The organism is Aeromonas sp. MR7 (genome assembly GCF_963899385.1).
Classification (GTDB): Bacteria; Pseudomonadota; Gammaproteobacteria; order Enterobacterales; family Aeromonadaceae; genus Aeromonas; species Aeromonas bestiarum.
Genome location: NZ_CAWQXH010000001.1, coordinates 78296 through 104004, shown reverse-complemented (window position 1 = coordinate 104004; position 25709 = coordinate 78296). Strand labels below are relative to the sequence as shown.

General features: G+C 59.2%; 24 protein-coding genes and 1 riboswitch. Of the genes, 18 read left to right on the top strand and 6 right to left on the bottom strand.

What is annotated here, in order from left to right; translation table 11 throughout:
- Positions 1–21: 21 nt before the first annotated feature.
- From AACW87_RS00495 to flgA, 3 genes are all read right to left on the bottom strand, one after another.
- Positions 22–438, bottom strand: coding sequence for a flagella synthesis protein FlgN (locus AACW87_RS00495; RefSeq protein WP_043137544.1), 417 nt, complete (start codon positions 436–438; stop codon positions 22–24).
- Positions 435–755 carry a flagellar biosynthesis anti-sigma factor FlgM gene (gene flgM, locus AACW87_RS00490; protein WP_042870570.1) on the bottom strand — a complete coding sequence of 107 codons (321 nt, stop codon included), beginning with the start codon at positions 753–755 and terminating at the stop codon, positions 435–437. Before flgM ends, AACW87_RS00495 begins: the two co-directional genes overlap by 4 nt.
- An 88-nt stretch (positions 756–843) precedes the next feature.
- Positions 844–1449: a flagellar basal body P-ring formation chaperone FlgA gene (flgA, locus tag AACW87_RS00485; protein WP_277604425.1), complete on the bottom strand. Its 606-nt coding sequence runs from the start codon at positions 1447–1449 to the stop codon at positions 844–846.
- A 222-nt stretch (positions 1450–1671) separates the two neighbouring features.
- Between flgA and AACW87_RS00480 the strand changes: the two genes are divergently transcribed.
- The 14 genes from AACW87_RS00480 to mgtE all read left to right on the top strand — a co-directional run bounded on the left by AACW87_RS00480 (position 1672) and on the right by mgtE (position 16162).
- Positions 1672–2583 (top strand): chemotaxis protein CheV, encoded by a 912-nt coding sequence (locus tag AACW87_RS00480; protein WP_043137541.1) that lies wholly within the window; start codon positions 1672–1674, stop codon positions 2581–2583.
- An 18-nt stretch (positions 2584–2601) separates the two neighbouring features.
- On the top strand, positions 2602–3426 hold the full coding sequence (locus AACW87_RS00475; RefSeq protein ID WP_241326275.1) for a CheR family methyltransferase: 825 nt from the start codon (positions 2602–2604) through the stop codon (positions 3424–3426).
- Between the two features lie 62 nt (positions 3427–3488).
- On the top strand, positions 3489–3887 hold the full coding sequence (gene flgB / locus AACW87_RS00470) for a flagellar basal body rod protein FlgB (protein ID WP_241326274.1): 399 nt from the start codon (positions 3489–3491) through the stop codon (positions 3885–3887).
- Positions 3887–4306 carry a flagellar basal body rod protein FlgC gene (flgC, locus tag AACW87_RS00465; protein WP_042870559.1) on the top strand — a complete coding sequence of 140 codons (420 nt, stop codon included), beginning with the start codon at positions 3887–3889 and terminating at the stop codon, positions 4304–4306. Before flgB ends, flgC begins: the two co-directional genes overlap by 1 nt.
- A gap of 15 nt (positions 4307–4321) precedes the next feature.
- Positions 4322–5056, top strand: a complete 735-nt coding sequence (locus AACW87_RS00460) for a flagellar hook assembly protein FlgD (protein ID WP_241279812.1) — start codon at positions 4322–4324, stop codon at positions 5054–5056.
- A 10-nt stretch (positions 5057–5066) separates the two neighbouring features.
- On the top strand, positions 5067–6428 hold the full coding sequence (gene flgE / locus AACW87_RS00455; protein WP_103471197.1) for a flagellar hook protein FlgE: 1362 nt from the start codon (positions 5067–5069) through the stop codon (positions 6426–6428).
- Between the two features lie 145 nt (positions 6429–6573).
- Positions 6574–7320, top strand: a complete 747-nt coding sequence (gene flgF, locus AACW87_RS00450) for a flagellar basal-body rod protein FlgF (protein ID WP_042870552.1) — start codon at positions 6574–6576, stop codon at positions 7318–7320.
- Between the two features lie 14 nt (positions 7321–7334).
- On the top strand, positions 7335–8123 hold the full coding sequence (flgG, locus tag AACW87_RS00445; protein ID WP_043137532.1) for a flagellar basal-body rod protein FlgG: 789 nt from the start codon (positions 7335–7337) through the stop codon (positions 8121–8123).
- A gap of 60 nt (positions 8124–8183) precedes the next feature.
- Positions 8184–8855 carry a flagellar basal body L-ring protein FlgH gene (flgH, locus tag AACW87_RS00440; RefSeq protein WP_103471198.1) on the top strand — a complete coding sequence of 224 codons (672 nt, stop codon included), beginning with the start codon at positions 8184–8186 and terminating at the stop codon, positions 8853–8855.
- A gap of 8 nt (positions 8856–8863) precedes the next feature.
- Complete coding sequence (locus tag AACW87_RS00435) at positions 8864–9961, top strand: flagellar basal body P-ring protein FlgI (RefSeq protein ID WP_043137528.1); 1098 nt, start codon at positions 8864–8866, stop codon at positions 9959–9961.
- 43 nt (positions 9962–10004) lie between these two features.
- A complete protein-coding gene (gene flgJ, locus AACW87_RS00430; RefSeq protein ID WP_241326273.1) occupies positions 10005–11081 on the top strand; it encodes a flagellar assembly peptidoglycan hydrolase FlgJ in 1077 nt (358 codons plus the stop codon).
- Positions 11082–11084: 3 nt separating this feature from the next.
- Entirely contained in the window at positions 11085–13091 is a 2007-nt protein-coding gene (locus AACW87_RS00425) for a FlgK family flagellar hook-associated protein (protein WP_241326272.1), read from the top strand.
- A 4-nt stretch (positions 13092–13095) separates the two neighbouring features.
- Positions 13096–14304, top strand: coding sequence for a flagellar hook-associated protein FlgL (gene flgL, locus AACW87_RS00420; RefSeq protein WP_241326271.1), 1209 nt, complete (start codon positions 13096–13098; stop codon positions 14302–14304).
- A 222-nt stretch (positions 14305–14526) separates the two neighbouring features.
- Positions 14527–14696: riboswitch (M-box (ykoK) riboswitch) on the top strand.
- Positions 14697–14818: 122 nt separating this feature from the next.
- The gene (mgtE, locus tag AACW87_RS00415) at positions 14819–16162 is read left to right on the top strand and encodes a magnesium transporter (RefSeq protein ID WP_043556657.1); all 1344 of its coding nucleotides are present in this window, start codon (positions 14819–14821) and stop codon (positions 16160–16162) included.
- A gap of 83 nt (positions 16163–16245) precedes the next feature.
- Here the strand turns inward: mgtE and ppx are convergent, their stop codons facing one another.
- From ppx to AACW87_RS00400, 3 genes are all read right to left on the bottom strand, one after another.
- Positions 16246–17736: an exopolyphosphatase gene (ppx, locus tag AACW87_RS00410; protein WP_241326270.1), complete on the bottom strand. Its 1491-nt coding sequence runs from the start codon at positions 17734–17736 to the stop codon at positions 16246–16248.
- Positions 17726–19795 carry a polyphosphate kinase 1 gene (ppk1, locus tag AACW87_RS00405; RefSeq protein ID WP_043137514.1) on the bottom strand — a complete coding sequence of 690 codons (2070 nt, stop codon included), beginning with the start codon at positions 19793–19795 and terminating at the stop codon, positions 17726–17728. The genes ppx and ppk1 overlap by 11 nt, the downstream gene beginning before the upstream one ends.
- A 75-nt stretch (positions 19796–19870) precedes the next feature.
- Positions 19871–20383 carry a glycine cleavage system protein R gene (locus AACW87_RS00400; protein ID WP_241326269.1) on the bottom strand — a complete coding sequence of 171 codons (513 nt, stop codon included), beginning with the start codon at positions 20381–20383 and terminating at the stop codon, positions 19871–19873.
- Positions 20384–20575: 192 nt separating this feature from the next.
- On the opposite strand from AACW87_RS00400, the gene AACW87_RS00395 reads away from it, so the two are divergent.
- From AACW87_RS00395 to AACW87_RS00380, 4 genes are all read left to right on the top strand, one after another.
- On the top strand, positions 20576–21451 hold the full coding sequence (locus AACW87_RS00395; protein WP_043556654.1) for a DUF2726 domain-containing protein: 876 nt from the start codon (positions 20576–20578) through the stop codon (positions 21449–21451).
- A 268-nt stretch (positions 21452–21719) separates the two neighbouring features.
- Positions 21720–23141: a sigma-54 dependent transcriptional regulator gene (locus AACW87_RS00390; protein WP_241326268.1), complete on the top strand. Its 1422-nt coding sequence runs from the start codon at positions 21720–21722 to the stop codon at positions 23139–23141.
- 106 nt (positions 23142–23247) lie between these two features.
- A complete protein-coding gene (locus AACW87_RS00385) occupies positions 23248–24282 on the top strand; it encodes a sensor histidine kinase (protein WP_241326267.1) in 1035 nt (344 codons plus the stop codon).
- The gene (locus tag AACW87_RS00380) at positions 24279–25622 is read left to right on the top strand and encodes a sigma-54-dependent transcriptional regulator (protein ID WP_241326266.1); all 1344 of its coding nucleotides are present in this window, start codon (positions 24279–24281) and stop codon (positions 25620–25622) included. Before AACW87_RS00385 ends, AACW87_RS00380 begins: the two co-directional genes overlap by 4 nt.
- The last annotated feature ends 87 nt before the right edge of the window (positions 25623–25709 follow it).

The following is a 25709-nucleotide window of genomic DNA, read 5'->3' as shown; positions in this document are numbered from 1 at the left end:
AAGAGAAAGAAGAGAGAGAGATCAGGCCTTGATGCCGAATGAGCGGGTACCGGAGCGGGTATTACCCTTGGCGTCATAGGTCAATGAGTTGCGATCGCGCAACTTGCTGAGGAAGCTTGCCAGGCGGCGGTTGGAGACGATGCTGAGCTCGAGCAGGCGACCATTGAGATCATTTTGTTCCTGGCAGGCATCGAGCTTTTCACGCAGAAGATGCATCTGCTCGGGAAAGGCATTCAGCTGTTGTTGCAGCTCGGGCAACTGGGCCAGGGTCTGATCCAGCACTTCAATATCGGCAAGCAGTTTCTGCTTGCGCTCTGCCAGCTCGGGCAGCGCCAGTGCCTGGTGCTGCCTGAGCAGGTTGAATTCCTCCTCCAGCAAACCTTGCATCTGGGAGAGGTATTCGTCTTGGGTATGCAGCAGCGAAGGTAAATCCATCATCCCAGCAGCTTGTCCAGATTGGATTCAAAGCTGAACATCTTCTTGGCCACAGCCTCGCTGTTGACCTGATATTCACCATTGGCCACGGCTTTCTTCAAGCTCTCGACCCGGCTTTCATTACCGGTAGAGGCTGAGTTGAGGTTTTTCTGCATCTGTTGCAATTGCTGCGCCTCATTGGTCAAGGAGACGGAGTCGGTCTTGACGGTCGCCGCACGGTTGTCGGGGGACGAGGTCGCTGGTTTGGTATTGGCACCCTGGCTGCTACCGGTGTTTTGCAACCGATTGTTCGCTAGGTTGTTGATATTGTTGATAGCCATAGTGTTTACCTTCGTCTGCTTTGCTGTTCGCTTACCTGTTTATCGGTGACGGTCGTCAGAACTTTAGAAAAAAAGTAACCTAAAACATTCAGAAGGTGACCACCACGGCGCCGACCGCGCTGACTTTTCCCTGCACCGTTTTTCCTGAACGAATATTGACGAGTCTGATCATGTCTCCGAAGCTGCCATCTTGCAAGGCTCGGGCCATGGTTTTGATTTGCATGCTGCTATTTTCTGCACTGAGTGTGACCTGATCGCCTTTGCACACCACGCAGACCTGGGTGAGCCGTATGGGCTGACCCGGTTTGAGCTCCCGCTTGCTGCGCACGCCTATGAGGGGGGTCGGATCGCTGAGATAGTCACCACGGATCAGCGTCTGATCCTGATAGGCCAGCGTCAGCATGCCTTCGCTGAGGATGTCGCCCTTGGCCACCGGCGCCGAAACGGTCACATAGGCCTTCTGTATGCTGACCCGAACCGGCAGATAGAGATCCCAGGGTTTATCCTCCTCGCATTTGAGGTAGACGGTAGTGTTGCGACGCACCTCCATCCTGGCGGGGAAACTGATGGTGAGATGCTCTTCGCAGCGGGTCAGGGGCAGGCGTTCCTCGATGGAGGCGGCTTGTACCTGTGCCTGGGCATCGAGCGGAATATCGAGCTGGCCGAGCACAAACTCTTGTGCCATTTCTTGCAGATAGCTGGTCACCTCGGATGCCGTGGCGTGAGAAATGCCGCAAAACAGCAGTAAGGTGAGGAAAAGTCTACTAATCATTTTCGCTCGCAGGCCGATAAGTTGTTCACGCATATCACCATATTTAACTATGCTTGCTTCAGAATTCGTTTGTAGTGACATCGATAGTCTGACGCAAGCCAACACGCATGCATGATTAGTGCCAAGCGTTTTTAGGGAGTGTTTATGGCCAGTATTCTGGACTCGGTCAACCAACGTACCCAGCTGGTGGGACAAAACCGGTTGGAGTTATTGTTGTTTCGTCTCAATGGACGTCAAAGATTTGGCATCAACGTATTCAAAGTGCGTGAAGTGTTGCAATGTCCCCCCTTGACCGTCATGCCCAAGCTGAACTCCTGCATTCGCGGGGTTGCCCATATTCGCGGCCAGACCATCTCGGTGATCGATCTCAGCATGGCGATGGGCAAGCGTCCTATCGAGGACCTGACCAAGTGCTTCATCATCATCTCCGAGTACAACCGTTCCATCCAGGGCTTCCTGGTGCATTCGGTCGAGCGCATCATCAACATGAACTGGGAATCCATTCTGCCACCCCCAAAGGGGGCTGGTCGCATCAACTACATGACGGCGGTCACCGAGGTGGATGGCGAGCTGGTGGAGATCCTGGACGTTGAACGCATCCTCAACGAGATTTCGCCAGTATCGACCGAGGTTAGCAAAGAGCTGGTGGAAGCCAGCGTGGATCACCCGACCCTGGGACGTCCCGTGCTGGTGGCGGATGACTCTTCCGTGGCTCGCAAGCAGGTACAACGGGCCCTCGAGGCTATCGGCGTGCAGTGCGTGCTGGCCAAGGATGGGCGTGAGGCGCTCAATATGTTGCTGGAGATGGCCAAGAATGGCCCCATCAAGGATCAGATTGCCTTGGTGATCTCGGACATCGAGATGCCGGAAATGGACGGTTATACTTTTACCGCCGAGATCCGCAACAATCCCAATCTCAAGGACTTACATGTTATTCTGCACACATCCCTCAGTGGGGTGTTCAATCAGGCCATGGTGCAGAAAGTCGGTGCGAACAATTTCATTGCCAAATTCCAGCCGGATGAATTGGCCAAGGCCGTACAAGGCGCACTCTAATCAAGAAGAACAAACTGCATGAAGACACTTTCGGACGACTTATACAAACAATTCAGCAACTTTCTGGCAGTACAGAGCGGGATCGTGCTGGGTGACAACAAACAGTATCTGGTCAAGAGTCGGCTTTCGCCCTTGATGACTCAGTTTGGTATTGAGAGTCTGTCTGATCTGGTTACGCGAGCGATGAGTGTGCGTGAGCGCGACCTGAAAATGGCAGTGGTTGATGCCATGACCACCAACGAAACCCTGTGGTTTCGGGATACCTACCCATTCCAGTTGCTGGCGGACAAGATCTTTCCTGAACTCGGCAAGAGCGGTCGCCCGATCAAGATATGGTCGGCAGCGTCCTCGTCCGGCCAGGAACCCTATTCCATCGCCATGACGGCGTTGGAGCAGCAGGTCAAGAAGCCAGGCACCTTGCCCGGTGGCGTGCAGATCGTGGGCACGGACATTTCCAGCACCATGCTCAACCAGTGCAAGGAAGGGGTGTACGACAGTCTGGCGCTGGCCCGCGGCCTGTCGCCGGAGCGCAAGAAGCTGTTCTTCGAAGCGTATGGCGACAACAAGATGCGGGTGGTGGAGCGTGTCAGAAAATTGACCACCTTCCGGCCGCTGAACCTGCTGGAGAGCTACAGCCTGCTCGGCAAGTTCGACATCATCTTCTGCCGTAACGTACTCATCTATTTTGCGCCGGAAGTGAAGTCCAAGATCCTCAACCAGTTCGCAGCCAGTCTCAATCCCGGCGGTTATCTGATGCTGGGGGCTTCCGAGTCACTGGCCGGTCTGACCGACAGGTTCGAAATGGTCCGCTGCAATCCCGGTATCGTCTACAAAGTCAAATAATCCCCGCCTAAATCCCCTTTGGCACACCTCTTGCTAATAATTTATCAAGCAGGAGGTGTGCTATGGCAATTTCATTCGACAAGGCATTTGGTATTCATCAATACGCGCTGAGCGTTCGCTCCAAGCGTGCAGAGGTGTTGTCCAGCAACATTGCCAACGCGGATACCCCGGGTTTCAAAGCCAGGGATATCAACTTCTCACAGGCACTGGAAGAGGCCCAGCATCAGCAGGGGTTCGGTCTGGCGACGACCAGTGAGAAGCACTTTGCCTTGCAGTCGGATGCCCCTGGCCTGACGCAGTACCGCAATCTTCTGCAGCCCGACACCGGTGATGGCAACACGGTAGACGTGCAGCAGGAGCGCAGCGAGTTCTTGCGCAACAGCCTTGAGTACCAGACCTCCCTCGAATTTATGAATAGCAAGATCAGTGGCCTGCTGAAGGCGCTGAAAGGAGAACAGTAATGAGTTTGTTCAAGGTCTTTGACATTGCAGGCTCGGCCATGAGTGCACAGTCTGTTCGACTCAACACGGTGGCCAGCAACATGGCCAACGCCGACAGCGTCAGTTCCAGTGTGGAAAATACTTACCATGCCAGGCGGCCAATCTTTGCCGCTCAGCTGGATCAGGCCATGTCAGACAAGCAGGCATCCGTCGGGGTCGAGGTGAAGGGGATTGTCGAGAGCGAGGCTCCCTTGCTCAAGGAGTACAACCCGGGCCACCCCATGGCTGACAAGGATGGCTTTATTTTCAAGCCCAATGTCAACATGGTGGAAGAGATGGCAGACATGATCAACGCCTCACGCAGTTATCAGACCAATGTGCAGGTTGCCGATTCTGCCAAGAAGATGCTGCAGCAGACGCTTCAGCTTGGCAAGTCCTGATAGGGGTAAGCACAGATGGTGGATACAACCAATAATGTGAACGGCATCAGCCGTACCACATCCCAGACCACTGGCACGACGACGACACCCAAGAAAGAGCTGGATCAGGCATCGTTTCTGAAGCTGCTGACCATGCAGCTCTCTTATCAGGATCCGTTCAAGCCGGTGGACAACGCCCAGATGCTGTCCCAGATGACATCGATGTCGACCTCGGAAGGGATCACGAGTCTGTCGACCCAGATGGGCAATCTGAATACCTTGATGACCTCCAGCCAGGCGCTGCAGGCTTCCGCGTTGGTGGGCCAGAACGTACTGATCCCCTCCAACACCGGCTATCTGGAAAAAGATGGCAAGATCTCCGGAGTGGCTGCCGTCGGCGACAAGACAATGTCGAACGTGAAAATCACGGTGGAAGATGAAAAAGGGCAGGTTGTCAAGACCTTCTCCCTTGATGGAGAACATCAGGGTAACGTGGCCTTCAGCTGGGATGGGACCGACAAGGACGGCAAGCCCGTCAAAGAGGGCAAGTACCAGATTAAAGCGACCGGCACAGTGGCCGGCAAATCAGAGAGCATTTCGGCCTTGACCTATGGGCGAGTAGAAAGCGTCACCCTGGGTAATGGCACCTCTCCCACCCTGGTTAAATTGAAAGGACTCGGGGCCATTTCTCTGGGGGATATCCTGGAGATTGCCGGTACCAATTCCAACCAGACCACACCACCAACGACCAAGCCTACAGCATCGATCTAAGGAGCTGGATATGTCATTTAACAATGCCTTGAGCGGTGTCAACGCGGCACAAAAAGATCTGAACGTCACCGCCAACAACATTGCCAACGTCAACTCGATCGGCTTCAAGGAGTCGCGAGCCGAATTTGCCGATGTGTATGCGAACTCGATCTTCGTCAATGCCAAGACGCAAGTCGGTAATGGTGTGGCCACGGGGGCTGTTGCGCAGCAGTTCCATCAGGGGGCGCTGCAGTTCACTAACAACTCGCTGGACCTTGCCATTCAGGGCAATGGTTTCTTCGTGACCTCGGACGGTTTGACCAATCTGGATCGCACCTATACCCGGGCCGGGGCCTTCAAGCTCAATGAAAACAGTTACATGGTCAACAACCAGGGCCATTACCTGCAGGGGTATGAAGTCAACGTGGATGGCACGCCGAAGGCGGTGAGTATCAACGCCACCAAGCCTATCCAGATCCCGGATCGGGCTGGTGAACCCAAGCAGACAACTAAAATTGAGGCCAGTTTCAACCTCAAGTCTGACTCAACACCGCAGGCCGCTGGTAACTCTGCCGCTGATGCTTCAACATTTGATCCCATCAATGATCCGAAAAGTTATGCCTCATCGACGTCGGTTACTATATATGACTCCTTGGGAACACCTCATGTTATTACCCAATATTTTGTTAAGGAAGCCGATCCGGCGGATGTGACCAAACCGGCCAGCCCAACCGCTTGGCGCATGTATATGTATGAAGGGAACAAACCAATAGATGTTGCCGGTGGTGTGCCGACTACAATGGCAACAGGTAAGCCAGCAGCCCCGTTGAGCGCTCAAATTACATTTGATAAAGATGGCAAGATGGTGACACCGACTACACCGGCCACCATCAAGACCATAGCACTGGGGACACCGGGGGCCGGCATCATCAACAACGGTGCTGATGCCACTCAGCAGGTCGAGATCCAGCTTGCTACTGTGACTCAGTTCTCCTCGCCGTTTGAAGTGAACAAGTTGACCCAGGATGGCTCTACCGTTGGCCGTCTGACCAAGGTAGAGATCACTCCGGATGGGATAGTGTCTGCCACCTATAGCAATGCGACGACGGTCAAGGTTGCCATGGTTGCCATGGCCAAGTTCGCCAACTCGCAAGGGTTGACCCAGGTGGGAGATACCTCCTGGCGCCAGTCCTTGCTCTCCGGTGATGCCCTGCCGGGTACCCCCAACTCGGGTACTTTCGGGACCATCAAGTCCTCCTCGCTGGAGCAATCCAACGTGGACTTGACCTCCCAGCTGGTGAACCTGATCACGGCGCAGCGCAACTTCCAGGCCAACTCCCGTTCGCTGGAAGTGAACAGCTCGCTGCAGCAGACCATACTGCAGATCCGTTAAGTCATAACATGATGACAAGGGCGCCTCGGCGCCCTTTTTCTCGGCATTTCCCGCCTGTTTTATCTCCCCCCTTGTATTCCTGAGCCGGTATTGGCACTCAAATTGCAGTTCTCTCTCCAGAGTCATCAGTTTGACGGAGGATCCCATGGATCACCTGCTTTACATCGCCATGTCCGGGGCCAAGGAGAACATGAACAGCCTAGCTGTGCGTGGTAACAACCTGGCCAACGCCAACACCATAGGCTTCAAGTCTGACTTCGAGCAGGCGCGCAGCATGCAGGCGTTTGGCGAAGGGTTGCCCTCCCGGGTGTTCGCCATGACGGAGCGGCCGGGTCAGAACCTGCAGCATGGCATGCTGATGACCACGGGTCGGGATCTTGACGTGGCCGTTGACGGTCAGGGTTGGATCGCGGTGCAGGATCCCAAGGGGGGCGAAGCCTATACCCGCATGGGCAACCTGCAGCTGAGCGCGACCGGCAACCTGCAGACCTCTACCGGCCTCAATGTCGTGGACGACGGTGGCCAACCCATAGTGCTGCCGTTGCCGATGGAAAAGATCGAGATCAATCGGGATGGCACCATCAGTGGTCGTCCCGAAGGCGCCGCGGCCAACCTGCCCGAGGATTTTCAGCGTATCAAACTGGTAAAGCCTGCCGCCGATGCGGTGGAGAAGGGGCAGGACGGTTTGTTTCGTCGCAAGGATGGCCAGACCGAGGCCGCCTCGGCCAATGTCGGCCTCATCGCCGGCTCGCTCGAGGGCAGCAACGTCAACGTGGTCGATGAGATGACCAACCTTATCCGGTTGCAACGTCAGTTCGAAACTCAGGTCAAAATAATGAAGACCGCGGAAGAGAACGACGAAGCCCAAACCCAGCTGCTGCGTATCAGCTAATCAAGGAGTTTTAAATGAACCCTGCACTCTGGATCAGCAAGACCGGCTTGGATGCACAGCAGACCAACATCGCGGTCACCTCGAACAACCTGGCGAACGCCAGCACCGTGGGTTTCAAAAAATCACGGGCCATCTTCGAGGATCTGCTTTACCAAAATATCAACCAGCCCGGTGGCCGCTCGTCGGCGGATACCGAGCTCCCGTCCGGCTTGATGCTGGGTGCCGGTGCCAAGGTCGTTGCCACCCAGAAGAACCACAGCCAGGGCAACGTGCAGACCACGGACAACTCGCTGGATCTGATGATCAGCGGCCGCGGCTACTTCGAAATCCAGTTGCCCGATGGCAGCGCCGCCTATACCCGCAACGGTCAGTTCACCCTCAATGATGAAGGGACCATAGTCACCCCGGGCAACGGCTATCCACTGCAACCGGAAATCCAGATCCCCGAAAACGCCCAGAGTGTGACGGTGGGAGAGGATGGTCAGGTATCCGTACAGCTCAAGGGGGACGGGGCATCCCAGGTGGTGGGCCAGATCAACACCTCTGACTTCGTCAATGCCTCCGGCCTGCAACCCATGGGTGAAAACATGTTTGTCGAGACCCAGTCCAGTGGAGCCCCCATTCAGGGAACTGCCGGTGCGGACGGGCTCGGCGTCATCAAGCAGGGCATGCTGGAAACGTCCAACGTCAACGTGACCGAAGAGCTGGTCAACCTGATCCAGGCCCAGCGGGTCTACGAGATGAACTCCAAGGTTCTCTCGGCGGTGGACGGCATGATGTCCTTCCTGATCCAGCGTACCTAAGTGGGTGATGGACACCATGACCTCATTTTTGATCTCGCGCACATCGGTAGGAGGCGCATGATGAAAACCATATGGATGCTGGGGCTGTTGGTGCTGGGGGGCTGTAGCAGCACCCCCAACACGGCCAAGCCAGATGACCCCGAATTCTCCCCTGTGTACGGGGAATCTGAGCCTGTCTCCGTCAGACCGACCGGGGCCATTTTTCAACCGGATCAGGTCAACGGCATCTATTCGGACATCAAGGCGCACAAGGTGGGCGACATCATCACCATAGAGCTGGCTGAGTCGACTTCTGCCTCCAAGAAAGCCAATACCCAGAGCGGCAAGGACAACAAGCTGAGCCTGGATCAGGTCTCCCTGGGCGGTGTGCCGGTCACGGCAGGTCCTTATGATCTGTCGGCGTCGCTGGGCCAGAACAGCGCCTTCAAGGGGCAGGCCAAGGCGGATCAGAGCAACAGCCTGCAGGGCAATATCTCGGTCAGCGTGGCCAAGGTGCTGCCCAACGGCAACCTGATAGTGCGTGGCGAGAAGTGGATCATGCTCAACAATGGCAACGAATATATCCGGATCACCGGCATGATCCGCCCCGAAGATGTGACGTCCGAGAACAGCGTGTCGTCACAGCGGGTCGCCAATGCCCGCATCCATTACGGCGGTACCGGCGATCTGGCCAACAGTCAGGAGCAGGGGTGGCTTACCAGCTTTTTCAATGGCCCCTGGTGGCCGCTCTAGGAGATGTTATGAAGTCACTCCGTCTTGTGACCCTGCTCTGCTGCCTGATGCCCTTGGGAGTGGCCCACGCCTCCCGTATCAAGGACATCAGCTCGGTGGAAGGGGTACGTAACAACCAGCTGATCGGCTACGGTCTGGTCGTCGGTTTGCCCGGTACCGGCGAGAAGAACAACGCCTTCACCGAGCAGACCTTTCGTACCATGCTCAACAACTTCGGCATCAAGGTGCCGGACAACATCAAGCCCAAGATCAAGGACGTGGCGCCTGTGGCCATCCATGCCGATCTTCCCCCCTTCTCCAAGCCGGGCCAGACCATAGACGTGACGGTATCGGCCATCGGCGAGTCCAAGAGCTTGCGCGGCGGTACTCTGCTGCAAAGTTTCCTGAAAGGGCTGGACGGGCGTGTCTATGCGGTGGCGCAGGGCAGCCTGGTGGTAGGCGGTCTGGGCGCAGAGGGGGCCGATGGCTCCAAGGTGGTGGTCAATACGCCGACCGTGGGCCGCATCGCCAACGGCGCGACCGTGGAGCGGGAGGTGCCGAACTCCTTCAGCCAGGGCGATACCATCACCTTCAACCTCAATCGACCCGATTTCACCACGGCCCGCCGGCTGGCGGACGTGGTCAACGATCTGGTGGGCCCCAACACGGCGCAGGCGCTCGATGCGACCTCGGTCAAGGTCTATGCGCCACGGGATCCGGGGCAGCGGGTCTCCTACCTCGCCACCATCGAAAATCTGGAAGTCGACCCGGCCAGCGAGGCCGCCAAGATCATAGTCAACTCCCGTACCGGCACCATAGTCATCGGCAGTCAGGTGCGGCTCAAACCGGCGGCCATCAGCCACGGCGGGCTGACGGTGACCATAGCCGAGAATCAGCAGGTGTCCCAGCCCAACCCGCTCTCGGGCGGTCAGACGGCGGTCACCAACAACTCCACCATCAACGTGCAGCAGGAGCAGGGGCGCATGTTCAAACTTGATACCGGCGCGACCCTGGATGATCTGGTGCGGGCGGTGAATCAGGTCGGGGTGGCACCCGGCGATCTGATGGCGATCCTGGAGGCGTTGCAACAGGCGGGCGCCATCGAAGGTCAGCTGGTCATATTGTAACAAGCGGCAAGGGGTTGCCACGGGCGGCAATGAGGTAAGCAAAATGGCAGAGTTCGACACCAACAGCGGCGTGAATATGGGCATGGTGCAGGATATCCAGAATCTGGATCGCCTGCGCCAGCTGAGCCAGAGCAAAGAGGGCAAGGCCGATGCGCTCATGGCCGCCTCTCGCCAGTTCGAGTCCATCTTCACCCAGACCCTGTTTCAGGGCATGCGTCAGGCCAACCAGGCACTGACCCAGGACAACCCCATGAACAGCAGCTACACCCAGTTCTACGAGGGCATGCTGGATGAACAGCGGGTCGCCGACATGACCAGCAAGGGAGGCATGGGGCTGGCCGAGATGGTGGCCAAGCAGCTCTCACCCGAGACCTTCACTCGTCACGATGGGCGTGTGCTCAAGATGCCGCAACGCACCGAACGGGTCTACAAACCCTACCACCCACCCACCTCTGCCCCTAACGATCTCATCTCCGCCTCAAAAGTTGGCAAAGATTTTGCTGACAAAGAGATGAGTGCCGATGCCCAGCCACTGGCCGTGCCGCATCGCCCCCGTCGCACGGTTCCCCCCATGGGGTCCGCGCAGGGTGTGCAGGCTGCACAGGGAACCAAGGCGCTGGACAAGACGGCGCAAGTGTTTGAAACCCCGGAAGAGTTCGTCAATCGTCTGATGCCGCTTGCCAAGAAGGCGGCGGACAAGCTGGGGTTGAGCCCGGCGGTGCTGGTGGCCCAGGCGGCGCTGGAAAGCGGCTGGGGCAAGCGGGTGATCAAGGACGGGGAAGGGCAGGTGACTCACAACCTGTTCGGCATCAAGGCCGATCCGCGTTGGGAAGGTCCCAAGGCGGTGGTCAGCACCCTGGAATATGAGCAAGGGGTGGCCTCGCGCCAGAAGGCATCGTTTCGCTCTTACGAGTCGTTCGAGGAGAGCTTCAACGACTATGTCGATTTCCTGACCTCGGGCTCCCGTTACAAGGGTGCCCTGGCCAAGGTGGACAACCCGGATCGTTACTTCGAAGCCCTGCAACAGGCCGGATATGCCACGGATCCCCAGTACGCCAGGAAACTGAAACAAGTATTGCGCAGTGATGCCATTGCCCAGTACACCGAAATGGAGCTGTAAGTCATGGCAAGCGATCTGCTTGGAATTGGTACCTCGGGTGTGATGGCCCAGCAGCGACTGCTGCAGACCACCAGTAACAACATAGTGAACGTCAATAGCCAGGGCTATGTGCGTGAACGTACCCTGATCTATACCAATTCCGTCGGTCTGGGCACGGGCGACATGCTGACCGAGCGGGTCATCAATGCCTATGCCCAGGGCGAAGTGCGGCGCGACACCTCCGCCTATTTTGCCTCGGCCACCCGCTACGAGCAGCTCTCCAATACCGATACCCTGCTGGGGGATACCAGCAACAGCGTCGGTGCCGCCATCACTTCCTATTTCAAGGCGTTTCACACCGCCAACGAAGCGCCGGCCGACATTGCCGGCCGCAAGACCACCCTGAGCGAGCTCAGCGGCATGGTCAACCGCTTTCATACCCTGTCGGCCCAGCTGGACAAGCAGACAGACACCATCAACACCACCATAGGTGACGAGACCAAGCGGGTGAACGGCCTCATCAACAGCATCAACGATCTGAACCAGGCCATCATCCGTACCCAGGGCTCGCCGGAAGAGAACCTGATGCTGTTCGATCAGCGGGATGAAGCCATTCGCCAACTCTCCGAGAAGATGGAGATCCGCACAGTTCCCCAGGCCAATGGCAGCATGCTGGTCAACATGAGCACGGGCCACTCCCTGGTACTCAATGGTGGGGGGGTAGCCCAGTTCAGCGTCGTGCCAGGTAACCCTGATTCCCGCGAGTCCGAGTTGCAGCTAACCATGGGGGCCAACAAGGCTACCATCAATGAAAAAGACATAGGAGGTGGTGTCGGTGGTCTGTTCTCCGCCCGCCGCGATCTGGAGCCAGCCAAGCGCGAACTGGGTCAGTTGGCCGCGGCCATGGCCGATGCCATGAACCAGCAGAACCGGCTGGGCATGGATCTGGATAACGAGCTGGGGGGGGATCTCTTTTCCCTCGGTGTCAGCGACGGCCTGCCTTATGACCAGAACACTGGTACGGGCGCCGCCAAGGTCAATTTCGTGCCCGGCAAGGGCAGTGAAGTGACCACCTTCGATTACGAGGTGCAGTTCAGCAGCGCCACAGGTTACGAGGTATTTTCGCTGGACAAGGATGGCAATCGTACCTCGCTGGCGACGGGCACCACGCCCCCGGCCAAGTTCCAGCTCCCGGGCCATGGCATCGAGATTGATCTGTCCGGCACGCCGGCGGCAGGGGATCGCATCCTGCTGCAGCCGACCAAGCGGGCGGCCGCCGGCTTGGGGCAGCTTGCCACCCGCCCCGAGGATCTGGCGCTGGCATCGCCCCTCAAGGCAGACAAGAGCAAGAACAACTTCGGCTCTGCCGAGATCAAGCTCAACGGCATCTTCAACACCAGCACGGGCTCGGGGTTTGGTACCAATACCCTGGATCCGACGGCTCCCCAGGTGGTGAAGGTCGACAACAGCGGCAACTACGAAGTCTATGCGGCGGATGGCACCACCCTGATAGGGGTGGCACCGGCCTCCAGCAAGGGGCAGAACCTGATGTCGGCCATCGTGAATCCCTTCCCGGCCGGGGCCAATGTCTACGCCAATCCCCAGCAGACACCCGGCTACGAGTTCAGTATCACCGGGACTGTGGAGCCCAAAGACAGCTTCACCCTGAGCTACAATCAGGATGGTTTCGCCGATAACGCCAATGGCTTGGCACTGGCCGAGCTGCAGAACAAGGATCTGGTGCGCAAGAGCACCAATACGGGCACCAGCAATGACAAGATGACCTTCAACGAGGCCTATTCCGGCCTGGTGACAGGGGTGGGCAACAACACCAGCCAGGCCAAGACGCTGCTCAAGGCCAACGAGGCCAAGCTGACCCAGAGCACCAGTATTTTCGAGAGTGTCTCCGGGGTGAGTCTCGAGGAAGAGGCGGCCAACCTGATCCGCTACCAGCAGTCTTATGCGGCATCGGCCCAGGTGGTCAGCACGGCCAAGACCATCTTCGACACCCTGTTGTCATCAGTGAGGTAAGTTCATGCGTATCACCACCAACATGGTCTATAACCGGAATATCTCTTCCCTGAACAACGCCAATGAAAGACTGAGCACGGCTTATGAACAGCTGCAGAGTGGCGATAAATTCAAGACGTCGGGAGAAGACCCCTCCGGCATGAGCCAGAAGATGGCGCTGACCAAGGAGATAGACCTGTTCAAGCAGTATGGCGTCAATGGCAGCCTGCTTGAGAACAGCCTGGGCCATGAAGAGACAGTGCTGACCGCGCTCAATACCGCCATGACCAGCGCCCAGACCCTGATCCAGAAGGCGAATGACTCGGCGGTGGGGTTCGATGATCGCAAGGCGATCGCCAGCGAGCTGGAAGGCTTGCAAAAGCAGATGTTCGATCTGATGAACAGCAAGAACTCCCAGGGCGAATTCATTTTTGGTGGCAACCAGAGCAAGACCCAGCCCTTCGTCAAGGATGCCAGCGGCAATTACCTCTTCCAGGGGGATACGGGCCAGCGCAATATCCAGGTCTCTCCGACGGTACAAATCGCGGCCAATGACTCCGGCTTCAATCTGTTTGAAATCGTGCCGACCCGCCGGACCAGCAGTGCGGGCAGCGCCAATATTCAGGTCGGAGTGGCCGATCAGGGCAACTTCGACAGCTTTTATCGCAACAACTATGACCCTGCCCTGGCCAGCAACCAATATACGGTGACCACAGCAGCGGGCGCACCGGATACCTATGAGGTACGGGATGGCGGCGGCACCCTGCTGCAAAGCGGTGACTATGTGGCAGGCAACAAGATCCCCTTCAATGGTCTGGAGCTGACCCTGGATCTGCCCGCAGGGGGCGCCGCGCAAAACTTTGTGCTGGATCCACCCCAGAACAACAACATTCTGGATGGCATGTCCGATTTCATTACGGCGCTGCGGGATCCCAACATCACCCCGGACACCTTTCAGGTGAAGGTGGCGGATGCCACCTCCCACATGAAAAATGCCCGGCTGAATGTCGATCAGGGGCTGGGTGAGATTGGCGGCAGGATGAACAGCCTGGAGCAGGTATTGGGCTCGAACGAGGGGCTGAGTACCCTCAATCAGCAGGCCAGGGCCAAGGTTTCCGAGGCGGACTTGTATGAAGTCATTGCCGCCTTGTCCAAAGAGGATGCGGCCTTGAGCGCCTCCCAACTCTCCTTCAGCAAAATAAGCAAACTGACCCTGTTTGACTATATTCGCTGATATTTTCCACCCCTGTTCAGCGCATTTCGGGACGCGATGAACAGGGGGGCCATCCGTATCTGGTTTGCCCCGCCCTGATATATCCTCGTTTAAATCCTCTTTTTCTCCAATTGTAACAAGCTGTTGCAGTGGGCCATTTAGCCCTCCCTGTCGGGTTGACTCACACAGCGCATTCGATAATCATTCAGCCCGCACAACAGAGGGTTGTGCTGATTTTTTGTTGCAGCATCTCGTTAGGCGAGGCTCCTGTATAAACAAAGGCCACTGATCTCACGACGTCGAGAGACGCCCAAGCTCAGGACAGTTTTCATCGGATTAAGGTGTAAACCCAAGTGGCTTCCGGCATGCCGGATACGTTATACAGTGCTAAAGCTGGTACGTGGGGATGATGACACGCCGGACGGCGTCATTTCCTGCCTATTACTCGTCAATCAAATTGCTGTTTTCTTTCAGACAGCGACCGGATATCCGATCGCGCTCAGGCTTAGCCTGAAATCACATGAGGTCATTTGTGATGAAGAAAACACAGACTCTACTCAATCGTCATCAACTGCTCGATCTGGCAGCCCTGCAGGGCTGGCTGGAGAATAATCTGGATCCGGTTCAGCGTGCCGATCAACTGCTGACCCTGCGTCCGGAAGAGCTCAACTGCATCTTCGATACTCTGCCCATTGCCGAAGGTGCGGCGCTGCTCAGCTCGTTGTCGGCCGATTGTGCCGGACGTCTGCTGATGCGGCTGCACGCCAGCATAGTCGGCCTGTTGCAAGGGGCCATGCCCCGTCGCGACATGCTGGCCATACTGCGCCGGCTCGGTAGCAGCGATCGCACCATGCTGCTCTCCCGCTTCCCGGAGCCGGTACAGTCCACCTTCTACTCCCTGCTCGACTGGCCGACCGAATCGGTCGGTGCCAACATGCGCCATGAATTTTTGGCCATCGGAGATCAGGAGACGGTGGGCAGTGCCAAGCAGCTGATCCACGATGCCTGGGACAACGCCCAGTTGTTCCAGCACCTCTATGTGGTCAACACCGAGAATCGCCTGCTCGGCAGCATAGCGCTCAAATCCTTGCTGATAGCGGATCCTCTGCTGCCGGTCAGCGAGCTGATGGACAGGGATACGGTGCGCATCAATGCCAGGGCGGATCAGGAGCTGGCGGCACGCCTGCTGATCGACCGCGACATCTCGACCCTGCCGGTGGAGGAGCAGGGCAAGCTGGTGGGTATCTTCCATGTGGATGATGCCGCCGACATCCTGGAACTCGAATCCACCGAGGATGCCGAGATGCAGGGCGGTTCCTCGCCGCTCGATACTCCCTATCTGCAGGCGACCCCCTGGCAGTTGTGGCGCAAGCGGATCGGCTGGCTGTTGATCCTGTTCGTGGCCGAAGCCTATACGGGTACTGTGCTGCGGGCGTTCGAGGAGCAGCTGGAAGCCGCCATCGCGCTGGCCTTCTTCATCCCGTTGCTCATAGGTACCGGCGGTAACAGTGGTACCCAGATCACCACCACCATAGTGCGCGCCATGGCGGTTGGCGAAGTGAGCATGCGCAACCTGGGGACTGTCTTGAAGAAGGAGCTCTCCACCGGTCTGCTCATCTCGGCGGCGATCGCAGTGGCAGCCTGGATCCGGGCCTGGAGCCTGGGCGTCGGTCCCGAGATCGGCATGGTTGTGACCTTTACCATCATCGCCATCGTGCTGTGGAGCGCCACAGTGGCATCCATTATCCCCATGGTGCTGCGTCGCTTCCGGATTGACCCGGCCGTGGTGTCTGCCCCCTTCATCGCCACCCTGGTGGACGGTACCGGCCTCATCATCTACTTCGAGATGGCCAAGTTGTTGCTGCCCGAGTTGCAGTAACCCGCACCTGACGCGGATGAGTCAAACAGCAAAAAGGCAGCCTGGGCTGCCTTTTTGCTTGTCTGCCTGCCGAACAGGCGGGATCAGCTGAGCTGAAACAGCAGCGGCCAGCCCTGCTCCTGACAATAACGGTGCTCTTTCTCCAGGTTCTGGATCAGCAGGCGGTTCTCGTCGCACCACTCGATCGGCAGGGTGACCACCAGCTGATCTTCGGCGGCCTGTACCTTCCATTCCGGCAACAGGTTGTCCTGGCGCCTGTGGTGCGCCGCCACGGCGAGGCGCAGGATGCGAATGCAACGCAGCACAGTCTGCTCATCGTGGTTGGGCAGGGGAGGGAGCTCGGAGAGCTTGAGCCCCTTGCGCTGAAATCGCACCAGGGCCGCCAGCAGGGCCTGATCGTCCTGGTTGAAGCCGGGCAGATCCGTGTTCTGCAAGATGTAAGCGGAGTGGCGATGGATGCCGCTGTAGTTGATGGCCAGACCAATCTCGTGCAGTCGCGCCGCCCAGCCGAGGATGGCGCGGTAGGGTTCCTCCGGCATTTCCCAGGGACCGCTCAGCGCATCGAACAGGGTCAACACGCTCTGCTCGACCCGGTTGGCCTGACGCTTGTCGATACGATAGTGGGTGGACAGCGCCAGTGCGGTACGCTCGCGAATGTCGTGGTGCTGCAAGCGCTCCTCGAATTCGTACAGCAGCCCTTCGCGCAGGGCGCCGTCCGAATACTCCATTCTCTCTATGGGCAGGGAGGTGAAGAGCCCGAGCAGTATGGCCACGGCGGCGGCAAACACCTCCTGGCGCTCCTCGGTCAGGCCGGCAAGCTTCAACTGATCGACCCGCTTGTGGTCGAGCATTTCCTGCTTGAGCCGCTCCAGCCCCGCCAGCGTGATGGCGCCATCGGTCCAGCCTTCCCCTTGCAGCACGTCGCGCACGGTGCGGATCGAGCCGGAGCTGCCGAGGCAACTCTGCCAACCCAGCTTGCGATACTGGTTGATGATGGGGGCGAGCTGATGCTGGGCCTCCAGTACGGCATTGTTGAAGGCCTTCTCGCTCAGCTTGCCGTTGGCAAAGAAGCTCTGGGTGAAGCTGACACAGCCCATCTTGCGGCTGGTGAGCGCCTTGTGATCGAACCCCTCACCTATGATGAGCTCCGTGCTGCCACCGCCTATGTCCACCACCAGTACCTGGCCTTCGATATGCTGGGTATGGGCAACCCCCTGATAGATGAGGCGCGCCTCTTCCTGACCACTGATGATCTCGATGGGATGGTTCAGCACCTTGGTCGCCTCGCTCACGAATTCGCGGGCGTTGCTGGCGCGGCGCAGGGTATAGGTGCCGGCAATGCGGATCTGATCCGGTTTGATGTTGGTCAGTCGTTCGGCAAACAGGGCGAGGCACTCGAGCCCCCGGCCCATGGCTTCCACCGACATGCGGCGCTGTGCATCCATTCCTTCCGCCAACCGGACCCGCTCCTTGATGCGGTCGACGATCTGCAGACGTCCCTCGTTGAGGCGGGCGATCACCATGTGAAAACTGTTCGAGCCAAGATCCACGGCGGCGTACAGGCTATTGTCCATTGTTTGACTCTATGCGTTTGAGGTAGTCGTAAATCGCGACCTGAGAACGGATCTTGCGGCGGTTGCCCCGTTTCACATACGCGTTTTGCTGGTCTGCATCTATGACCCTTGCCTTGCAGGTGTCGCTGAGCTGCAGCTGCAAGATATCCAGGATGCGCTGCTTGAGGCGCTCGTCATAGATGGGGGTCCCCACCTCGATCCGGCCATCTATGTTGCGGCTCATCCAGTCGGCGCTGGAGATATAGAGCTGGGGGTTGCCCTTGTTGTGGAACACCATGACCCGCGGGTGCTCGAGGAAGCGGTCTATGATGCTGATCACCTGGATGTTGTCGCTCAGACCCGGCACGCCGGGGCGCAGGGCACACATGCCGCGGATGATCATCTGGATCGGCACCCCGGCCTGGCCGGCGGCATAGAGCCGGTTGATGAGATCCCTGTCCACCAGGTTGTTGATCTTGAGGGTGATGCCGCTGGGCTGGCCCGCCTTGGCGTTGGAGAGCTCGTTGTCGATGAGTCGATAGAGCTGACGGCGGCTGTTGATGGGGGAGACCAGCAGGTGGTTGAACTTGTAACGTTTATAGGGGTACTCGATGTATTCGAACACCCCCTCCACCTCGGCTGTGATGTCCGGGTGGCGGGTCAGCAGGGAGAAGTCGGTGTAGATCTTCGCCGTCTTCTCGTTGAAGTTGCCGGTGCCGATATGGGCGTAGCGCACCGCCTCGCCATGTTCGTGGCGAGTGATGAGGCAGAGCTTGGAGTGGATCTTGAGGCTGGGCACTCCGAACACCACCTTGACCCCGGCGTCGGTGAGAATGTTGGCCCAGTCGATGTTGGCCGCCTCGTCGAAACGGGCGCGCAATTCGACGACGACCGTCACCTTCTTGCCGTTGTTGGCGGCATCGATGAGGGAGTGAATGATCCGCGACTTCTTGGCGACCCGGTAGATGTTGATGCGAATGGCGCTGACCGCCGGATCGAACGCCGCCTGGCGCACCAGCTCGGTGAAGTGGTGGAACTTGTGATACGGGTAGTAGAGCAGTATGTCCTGCTTGGCGATGGCATCGAAGGCGTTGACGAAGCCGTCAAAGTCGCGGCAATCGAGGGCCGGCAGCTTGGGGTTTTCCAGATAATCCCGGCCCACGTTGGGGAAGCCGATGAAATCCTTGAAGTTGTGATAGCGCCCGCCCGGCATGATGGCGTCGTAGGAGCTGATCTGCAGCTTGAGCTTCAGGAAGCTTATCATGGCCGCGGGCATCTCCCGCTCGTAGACGAAGCGCACCGGCATGGCGGTGAGGCGCTGCTTCAAGCCGTCACTCATCTTGTCCACCAGGCTGAGATCCAGCTGGTCGGAGAGATCATATTCGGCATCCCGGGTCAGCTTGACCGCGTAGGCGGCTATCTCGTCGTAGTCGAAGAAGCCCTTGAAGATCTCGTCGAGACAGAAGCGGATGACGTTGTCCAGAATGATGATCTGCTTCTTGCGGCGAGTGCCTTCCGGCGGCAGCTGGAAGAAGCGGGGCAGATCGTCGGTCGGCACCTCCACCAGGGCGTACTGGATCACCTGGCCATTCTTCTTCATCTCTATGGCCAGATAGGTGTACTCGTCCTTGAGGAACTTGACCGGGTTGACCTCCTTGTTGAGCAGGATAGGGATGATGTGGCGCAGCACCTTCTCCCTGAAAAAGACCCGCAGCCACTGCTGGATCGACTCGGAGATCTGGCTCTCGTTGACCAGGAAGATGTTGTGGCGGGCCAGCGCTATCAACAGCTCCTTGTAGGTGTTGTCGAACGCTTCGCCGAGCGCCATTACCTTCTGCTGGATGGCGCGCAGCAGCACCTTGGCCTCGTCGTCGCCGCCGTGCACCTCGTTGATCAGGATGCGGCGCTTGACGTCCGACACCCGCACCTTGAAGAACTCATCCTGATTGGAGGAGAAGATCCCCAGGAAACGGACCCGCTCTATGAGGGGCACCGTCTTGTCCATTGCCTCTTGCAACACCCGTTCATTGAATGAGAGCCAGCTCAGCTCTTTCTCTTCATACTGCTTGTCGGTGCTCATGTGATGCCTCTGTGGTCGGGTCGCGTCTGCGCGGCAGTAATGGCGTGAAAATATGACAGTGTGATGACCATCCGCTCAGTCGGCGAACGCCTGGTCTATGTCGACCACCAGATCGTCGGAGAGAGACTCCAGCGCTGTGATCAGATCGTCGAGTTCGAGCTGGGGTGGCAGGGCCACCAGGGCATGGGCGTAGAAGAGCGGGGCGCCGGAGTGGGGGGCCGGCTCGCAACCCGTGGTGAGGTCGGACACGTTGATGTTGAGCTGGCGCAATATGCTGGCCACTTCGTGGACTATGCCGGCTCTGTCGTTGCCGGTGACGCTGAGCATCACCTGACGCTCCGGCTCCTGGCCGGGCTGGCCTTCGGCAAAGCTGACGGTGAGGCCGGGCAGCATCAGCAGCGCCTCGCACAGGCTGCGGTAGTGCTCGTCGGGTACTGTCACGTGCAGGATGCCGGCAAATTGTCCCGCCAGCTCGCTCATGGAGCTGCCCAGCCAGTTGCCCTGCTGCTGAGTGATGACATCCGCCAGACTCTCGACTATGCCGGGTTTGTCTGTGCCTATCACTGTCACGACCAATTGCTTTTGCATCCTGCTCTCCTTGGAATTGGGTTTCTGTAGCATTGTGCCTGCTGTGACAGGCCATATGAAGCCCCGCCCGGCGTAAATAGGGTGAAAAAGCGCAGAAGGGAGGGGGAGAGCCATGTTTCAGCGCTGCCTGCCACTGGGCCCCTGTGGTAGAGTGATGCCCCTCTTTTGTTTTGTGAACTGGATAGTGCGCTCATGAATACCCTTGTCGTATCGGGATTGGTGTTGTTGGTGCTGCTCCTGCTGGCGGTCTTCTGGACCCGAGGCAAGAAAGGCAAGCCGTTGCCCTATGATGTGCAGGAGACCCTGTTCAGTCCGGCCGAGCGCTCCTTCCTCGGCGTGCTGGATCTCGCGGTCGGTGACAAGGCCCGGGTGTTTGCCAAGGTGCGGGTGGCCGATGTGCTCACCCCTGAGGCAGGCATGGGCAAGAGCAAGTGGCAGCAGGCGTTCAACAAGATCAGCGCCAAGCACCTGGATTACCTGCTCTGCCACCCGGCCGATCTCTCCTTCATCTGCGCCATCGAACTCGATGACAGTTCCCACCGCCAGCAGAAACGCAGAGCCAGGGACAGCTTCCTCAAGGCTGCCTTCGACAGCGCCGGCTTGCCGCTGCTGCAGATCCCGGCAAGCAGCCACTATCAGGTGGAAGAGCTGCGGGATCTGATCCTGCCGCTGCTGATCAAGACGACCGCGCCGCTGGCCGACGATCTGATGCCGGGCGAGCGTCGCGAGCCGACCTTCAGCCCCCTGTTGCTCGATGGCGTCGACACCGAAGAGACCCGTCATGGCGGCCGCTCGCCTTCCAGTTCCTCGACCATGTCGACCGTCACGACCCCGGTCAGGAGTGCCCTGGTCTCTGCCACAGACAGCGAACTGGTGGATAACCTGTTTGCCGAGGTGGACGACGAAGAGGACGACCACCCGCACCAGGCGCCTCATTGCCCTCGCTGCGATGCCCCGCTGGTCGAGCGGGAGGCCAAAAAAGGGCCTCATGCCGGCCGCCTGTTCATGGCCTGCAGCCGCTTCCCCGAGTGCCGCTACGCCGCGCCTCACACGAACGCCCGTCACTGACCCCCTGTCGCCGTTCCCGGCCTCGTCATGGGGCCGGGAATGGGCGGCCGCTCGTCCCGTCTCTTGCGCTTGTCAGCGCCTCCCATCAAAAAAAGAGGCGACAAAATTTATCTTATTCCGCAGTTGCGTCGATAAACTTAGGTTAAATGCGACAATTTTTGACAATGCGTCGGAATTTTGGCACTTTGTGCCTCCTGCATAAAGTGCGTGGCTAGACCACATAAGCACAATAAAACAATAAGTTACGTCGATTATAAGAGGGATGTATATGATGGCGATGGGAGTATTGATTGTTGATGCCGATGCGCAGCGGCGCCAACAGTTGGGCACTGTGCTCTCGTTCATGGGGATCCCGTGGCAGGAGATAGTCGAGAACGAGCTGGATGTGGCCATCGAGTCGTCCGGGCCGCTGCAAGGGGTGCTGGCGGGAACCTTGACCGGTCGTTCGCTGGATGAGCTGCTGACCAGCTTTCCCCGGGTACCCTTCCTGTCTCTGGTAGAGGTGGATTTCCCCAACAGCAATTTCATCGGCGTCGCCGAAGCTCCCTTCACCTACGAATCCCTCACTCGCCATCTGCACTTCTGTCAGGCGTTTGTCTCCCTGCATCCCCGTCAACAGACCCACGACAAGGGCCAAGCACTGCTGCGTCTGCTGGTGGGCAAGGGGCGGGGTATCCAGGAGGTGCGCCGTCTCATCAGCCAGGTGGCGGAGACAGAGGCCAACGTGCTGATCCTGGGGGAATCCGGGACCGGCAAGGAGGTGGTGGCCCGCGCCATTCACGAGCTCTCTCCCCGTAGCGGGGGTCCCTTCGTGCCCATCAACTGCGGCGCCATCCCGGCCGAATTGCTGGAAAGCGAGCTGTTTGGCCACGAGAAGGGCGCCTTCACCGGCGCCATCGCCGCCCGCCGGGGCCGCTTCGAGCTGGCCCAGGGCGGCACCCTGTTCCTCGACGAGATCGGCGACATGCCCTTGCCGATGCAGGTCAAGCTGCTGCGGGTGTTGCAGGAGCGGCTGTTCGATCGGGTGGGGGGGGGCAAGCCGATCCAGGCGGACGTGCGCATCATAGCGGCCACCCACAGAGATCTGGAGGCCATGATCCGCACCCAGGGCTTTCGTGAAGATCTCTACTACCGCCTCAACGTCTTCCCGATTGAGACGCCGCCGCTGCGGGATCGCATCGACGACATTCCCCTGCTGCTGCAGGAGCTGCTCAACCGCCATGCCGAGCAGCATCAGGGCATCATTCGCCTGACCCAGCGGGCCCTGGAGTCCCTTATGCAGTACCCCTGGCCCGGCAACGTGCGCGAGCTCTCCAACCTGCTGGAGCGACTGCTCATCCTCTATCCGCAACAGATAGTCGACGTGGCCGACCTGCCGAGCCGCTATCGGCTGCTGCCGTGCGAGCCGAGGGATGAGCGGCTGACCGAGATGGACGAGCGCGACGCGCTGGCCGCCGTGTTCCAGGATCCTCCCGAGCTGGAGCACAGTGCCAGCCACTCCCGTGCCATGCAGCTGCCGGAGGAGGGGGTCAATCTCAAGGAGATGCTGGCCGACCTCGAGGTGGAGCTGATCCGCCAGGCCCTGGAGTCCCAGGACGGGGTGGTGGCTCGCGCCGCCGACTTGCTCGGCATGCGTCGTACCACCCTGGTGGAGAAGATGAAAAAATACGGGATGAGCAAGGAAGTATAAGGGTCAAAGCCTTGACGCTGTTGTTCAAGGCTTTGATTTTTAGTGGTAATTTTAGTGGCATGGAAATTGAATAACCTGACCCAATAGCCAGTTTGAGGTCAGCTTTATGACAGCCCAGCAGCAAGACAATCCACTCCAGTCTCACGAGGTGAGCCAGCTCTACGCCATCTTCCAGGCGCTGCCGACCGGTGTATTGCTGCTCGATGGCGAGGGGCGCATCACCCGTGCCAACCCCGCCGCCCTGGCGCTGCTGGGGGAGCCGCTGGAAGGTCAGGCTTGGCGCCAGATCATCGCTCGCTGTTTCCAGCCCCGTGAGGATGACGGCCACGAGATCTCCCTGCGCGACGGACGTCGGGTCCAGCTGTCGACCCAACCGCTGCCGGATCAACCCGGCCAGCTGGTGTTCATCACGGATCTCACCGAAACCCGCAAACTGCAGGACAGAGTCAACCACATGAAGCGGCTGTCTGCCCTGGGCAACATGGCCGCCTCGCTGGCACACCAGATCCGCACACCGCTCTCCGCCGCCATGCTCTATGCGGCCAACCTGGCCAACCGCACCCTCAAGCCCGAGTCGCGCAGCCAGTTCCAGCAAAAGTTGATGGACCGGCTCAAGGATCTGGAGAAACAGATCAACGACATACTGCTGTTCGCCCGCAACGGTGACAACCAGGTGGTGACACCCATCTCGGTCCAGGGATTGCTGGCGGAGGTGCAGGCCGGTGCCGAGGCATTTTGCAACCAGCAGGGCTGTGAGCTGCACATGGAGGCGCCCGAGCCGGATCTCTGCCTGCTCGCCAACAGCAATGCGCTGGCGGGGGCCATCAACAACCTGATTGCCAACGCCCAGCAGGCCGGCGCCACCTCCTTGCTGGTGAGTGCGATGCGCAGCGGCGCCCGGGTGGAGATGCGCATCCTCGACAATGGCAAGGGGATGCCCGCCCACCTGCTCAACCAGATTTTCGAACCCTTCTTCACCACCCGCTCCCAGGGCACAGGCCTGGGTCTGGCGGTGGTGCAATCCGTGGTACGTGCCCATCAGGGGGAGGTCAGCGTGGCCTCAGTGCCCGCTGAAGGCACCTGCTTTACCCTGTCGTTCCCCCTGCATCAGCAAGCGGTGCAGCTTGGAGGTGTCGCATGACTCAGGCCCGTATTCTGGTCGTGGAAGATGACAATGGCCTGCGCGAGGCGCTGGTGGATACCCTGTTGCTCGGCGGCTACGAGTGCCGTGAAGCGGACAGCGGCGAGCGCGCCCTGCTGGCGTTGTCGCGCCAGAGCTTTGACATGGTGATCTCGGATATCCAGATGGGGGGCATGGATGGCCTGACCCTGCTGGCCAACATTCGCCAGCAATATCCCCAGGTGCCTGTGCTCTTGATGACCGCCTACGCCAACATAGACGGGGCCGTGCGCGCCATGCGCGAAGGGGCCATCGACTACCTCGCCAAGCCGTTTTCGCCCGAGGTGCTGCTCAACCAGGTCAGCCGTTATGTACCGGCCCAGAAGGTGGAGAAGCGCGCCGTGGTGTACGGGGATCCCAAGACCGCCGAGCTGTTCCAGCTGGCGACCCGGGTGGCCCGAAGCGAGGCCACCGTCATGGTGACAGGCCCGAGCGGGACGGGGAAAGAGGTGCTGGCCCGCTACATTCACGACAACTCCAGCCGCGCCGAGCAGACCTTCGTCGCCATCAACTGCGCCGCCATCCCGGAAAACATGCTGGAGGCGACCCTGTTTGGCTACGAGAAGGGGGCCTTCACCGGCGCCGTGCAGGGATGTCCCGGCAAGTTCGAACAGGCCCAGGGCGGCACCTTGCTGCTCGACGAGATCACCGAGATGGATCTGGGGCTGCAGGCCAAGCTGCTGCGGGTCTTGCAGGAGAAAGAGGTGGAGCGGCTCGGCAGCCGCAAGCTGATCCCGCTGGATGTGCGGGTCATCGCCACCAGCAACCGGGATCTCAAGAAGGCGGTGCAGGACGGCCTGTTTCGCGAGGATCTCTACTACCGTCTCAACGTCTTCCCGCTGCGCTGGACCTCGCTCTGGGAGCGGCCCGGCGACATATTGCCGCTGGCGGAGCACCTGCTGGCGCTGCATGCCAGCCAGCAAGGGTTGCCGACGCCGCAGCTGGCAGACGCAGCGCGCGAACGCCTGCTGGCCCACCCTTGGCCCGGCAACGTGCGGGAGCTGGACAACGTGGTGCAGCGTGCCCTGATCCTGAGCCCGGATGGGCTCATCGGCTGCGAGCACCTCATCCTGGAAGAGGTGGACGAGGAGGAGATCCGCTTCACCGGCGGCGAGCGCAGCACTGGCAGCGAGCATCTGGGCAGCGAGCTCAAGCAGCAGGAGCACCAGATCATCCTCGATACCCTGCAAGACTGCAACGGCAGCCGCAAGGCGGTGGCCGACCGGCTCGGCATCAGCCCGCGCACCCTGCGCTACAAGCTGGCCCAGATGCGGGAGGCGGGGATAGATCTGCCCGCCTGAGTGCGGGGCGGGCATCGCCTGGAGCCTGGCGACCGGTGCCTTTATCCGCGCGGCTGGCGTGCCCTGCCAGGGAACTGTCATGGTCTT

Excerpts from the sequence above, each read along its gene's own strand:
- AACW87_RS00495 (WP_043137544.1), bottom strand. The coding sequence starts at position 438 with ATGATGGATTTACCTTCGCTGCTGCATACCCAAGACGAATACCTCTCC.
- flgM (WP_042870570.1), bottom strand. The coding sequence starts at position 755 with ATGGCTATCAACAATATCAACAACCTAGCGAACAATCGGTTGCAAAAC.
- AACW87_RS00480 (WP_043137541.1), top strand. The coding sequence starts at position 1,672 with ATGGCCAGTATTCTGGACTCGGTCAACCAACGTACCCAGCTGGTGGGA.
- AACW87_RS00475 (WP_241326275.1), top strand. The coding sequence starts at position 2,602 with ATGAAGACACTTTCGGACGACTTATACAAACAATTCAGCAACTTTCTG.
- flgB (WP_241326274.1), top strand. The coding sequence starts at position 3,489 with ATGGCAATTTCATTCGACAAGGCATTTGGTATTCATCAATACGCGCTG.
- flgC (WP_042870559.1), top strand. The coding sequence starts at position 3,887 with ATGAGTTTGTTCAAGGTCTTTGACATTGCAGGCTCGGCCATGAGTGCA.
- AACW87_RS00460 (WP_241279812.1), top strand. The coding sequence starts at position 4,322 with ATGGTGGATACAACCAATAATGTGAACGGCATCAGCCGTACCACATCC.
- flgE (WP_103471197.1), top strand. The coding sequence starts at position 5,067 with ATGTCATTTAACAATGCCTTGAGCGGTGTCAACGCGGCACAAAAAGAT.
- flgF (WP_042870552.1), top strand. The coding sequence starts at position 6,574 with ATGGATCACCTGCTTTACATCGCCATGTCCGGGGCCAAGGAGAACATG.
- flgG (WP_043137532.1), top strand. The coding sequence starts at position 7,335 with ATGAACCCTGCACTCTGGATCAGCAAGACCGGCTTGGATGCACAGCAG.
- flgH (WP_103471198.1), top strand. The coding sequence starts at position 8,184 with ATGAAAACCATATGGATGCTGGGGCTGTTGGTGCTGGGGGGCTGTAGC.
- AACW87_RS00435 (WP_043137528.1), top strand. The coding sequence starts at position 8,864 with ATGAAGTCACTCCGTCTTGTGACCCTGCTCTGCTGCCTGATGCCCTTG.
- flgJ (WP_241326273.1), top strand. The coding sequence starts at position 10,005 with ATGGCAGAGTTCGACACCAACAGCGGCGTGAATATGGGCATGGTGCAG.
- AACW87_RS00425 (WP_241326272.1), top strand. The coding sequence starts at position 11,085 with ATGGCAAGCGATCTGCTTGGAATTGGTACCTCGGGTGTGATGGCCCAG.
- flgL (WP_241326271.1), top strand. The coding sequence starts at position 13,096 with ATGCGTATCACCACCAACATGGTCTATAACCGGAATATCTCTTCCCTG.
- mgtE (WP_043556657.1), top strand. The coding sequence starts at position 14,819 with ATGAAGAAAACACAGACTCTACTCAATCGTCATCAACTGCTCGATCTG.
- ppx (WP_241326270.1), bottom strand. The coding sequence starts at position 17,736 with ATGGACAATAGCCTGTACGCCGCCGTGGATCTTGGCTCGAACAGTTTT.
- ppk1 (WP_043137514.1), bottom strand. The coding sequence starts at position 19,795 with ATGAGCACCGACAAGCAGTATGAAGAGAAAGAGCTGAGCTGGCTCTCA.
- AACW87_RS00400 (WP_241326269.1), bottom strand. The coding sequence starts at position 20,383 with ATGCAAAAGCAATTGGTCGTGACAGTGATAGGCACAGACAAACCCGGC.
- AACW87_RS00395 (WP_043556654.1), top strand. The coding sequence starts at position 20,576 with ATGAATACCCTTGTCGTATCGGGATTGGTGTTGTTGGTGCTGCTCCTG.
- AACW87_RS00390 (WP_241326268.1), top strand. The coding sequence starts at position 21,720 with ATGATGGCGATGGGAGTATTGATTGTTGATGCCGATGCGCAGCGGCGC.
- AACW87_RS00385 (WP_241326267.1), top strand. The coding sequence starts at position 23,248 with ATGACAGCCCAGCAGCAAGACAATCCACTCCAGTCTCACGAGGTGAGC.
- AACW87_RS00380 (WP_241326266.1), top strand. The coding sequence starts at position 24,279 with ATGACTCAGGCCCGTATTCTGGTCGTGGAAGATGACAATGGCCTGCGC.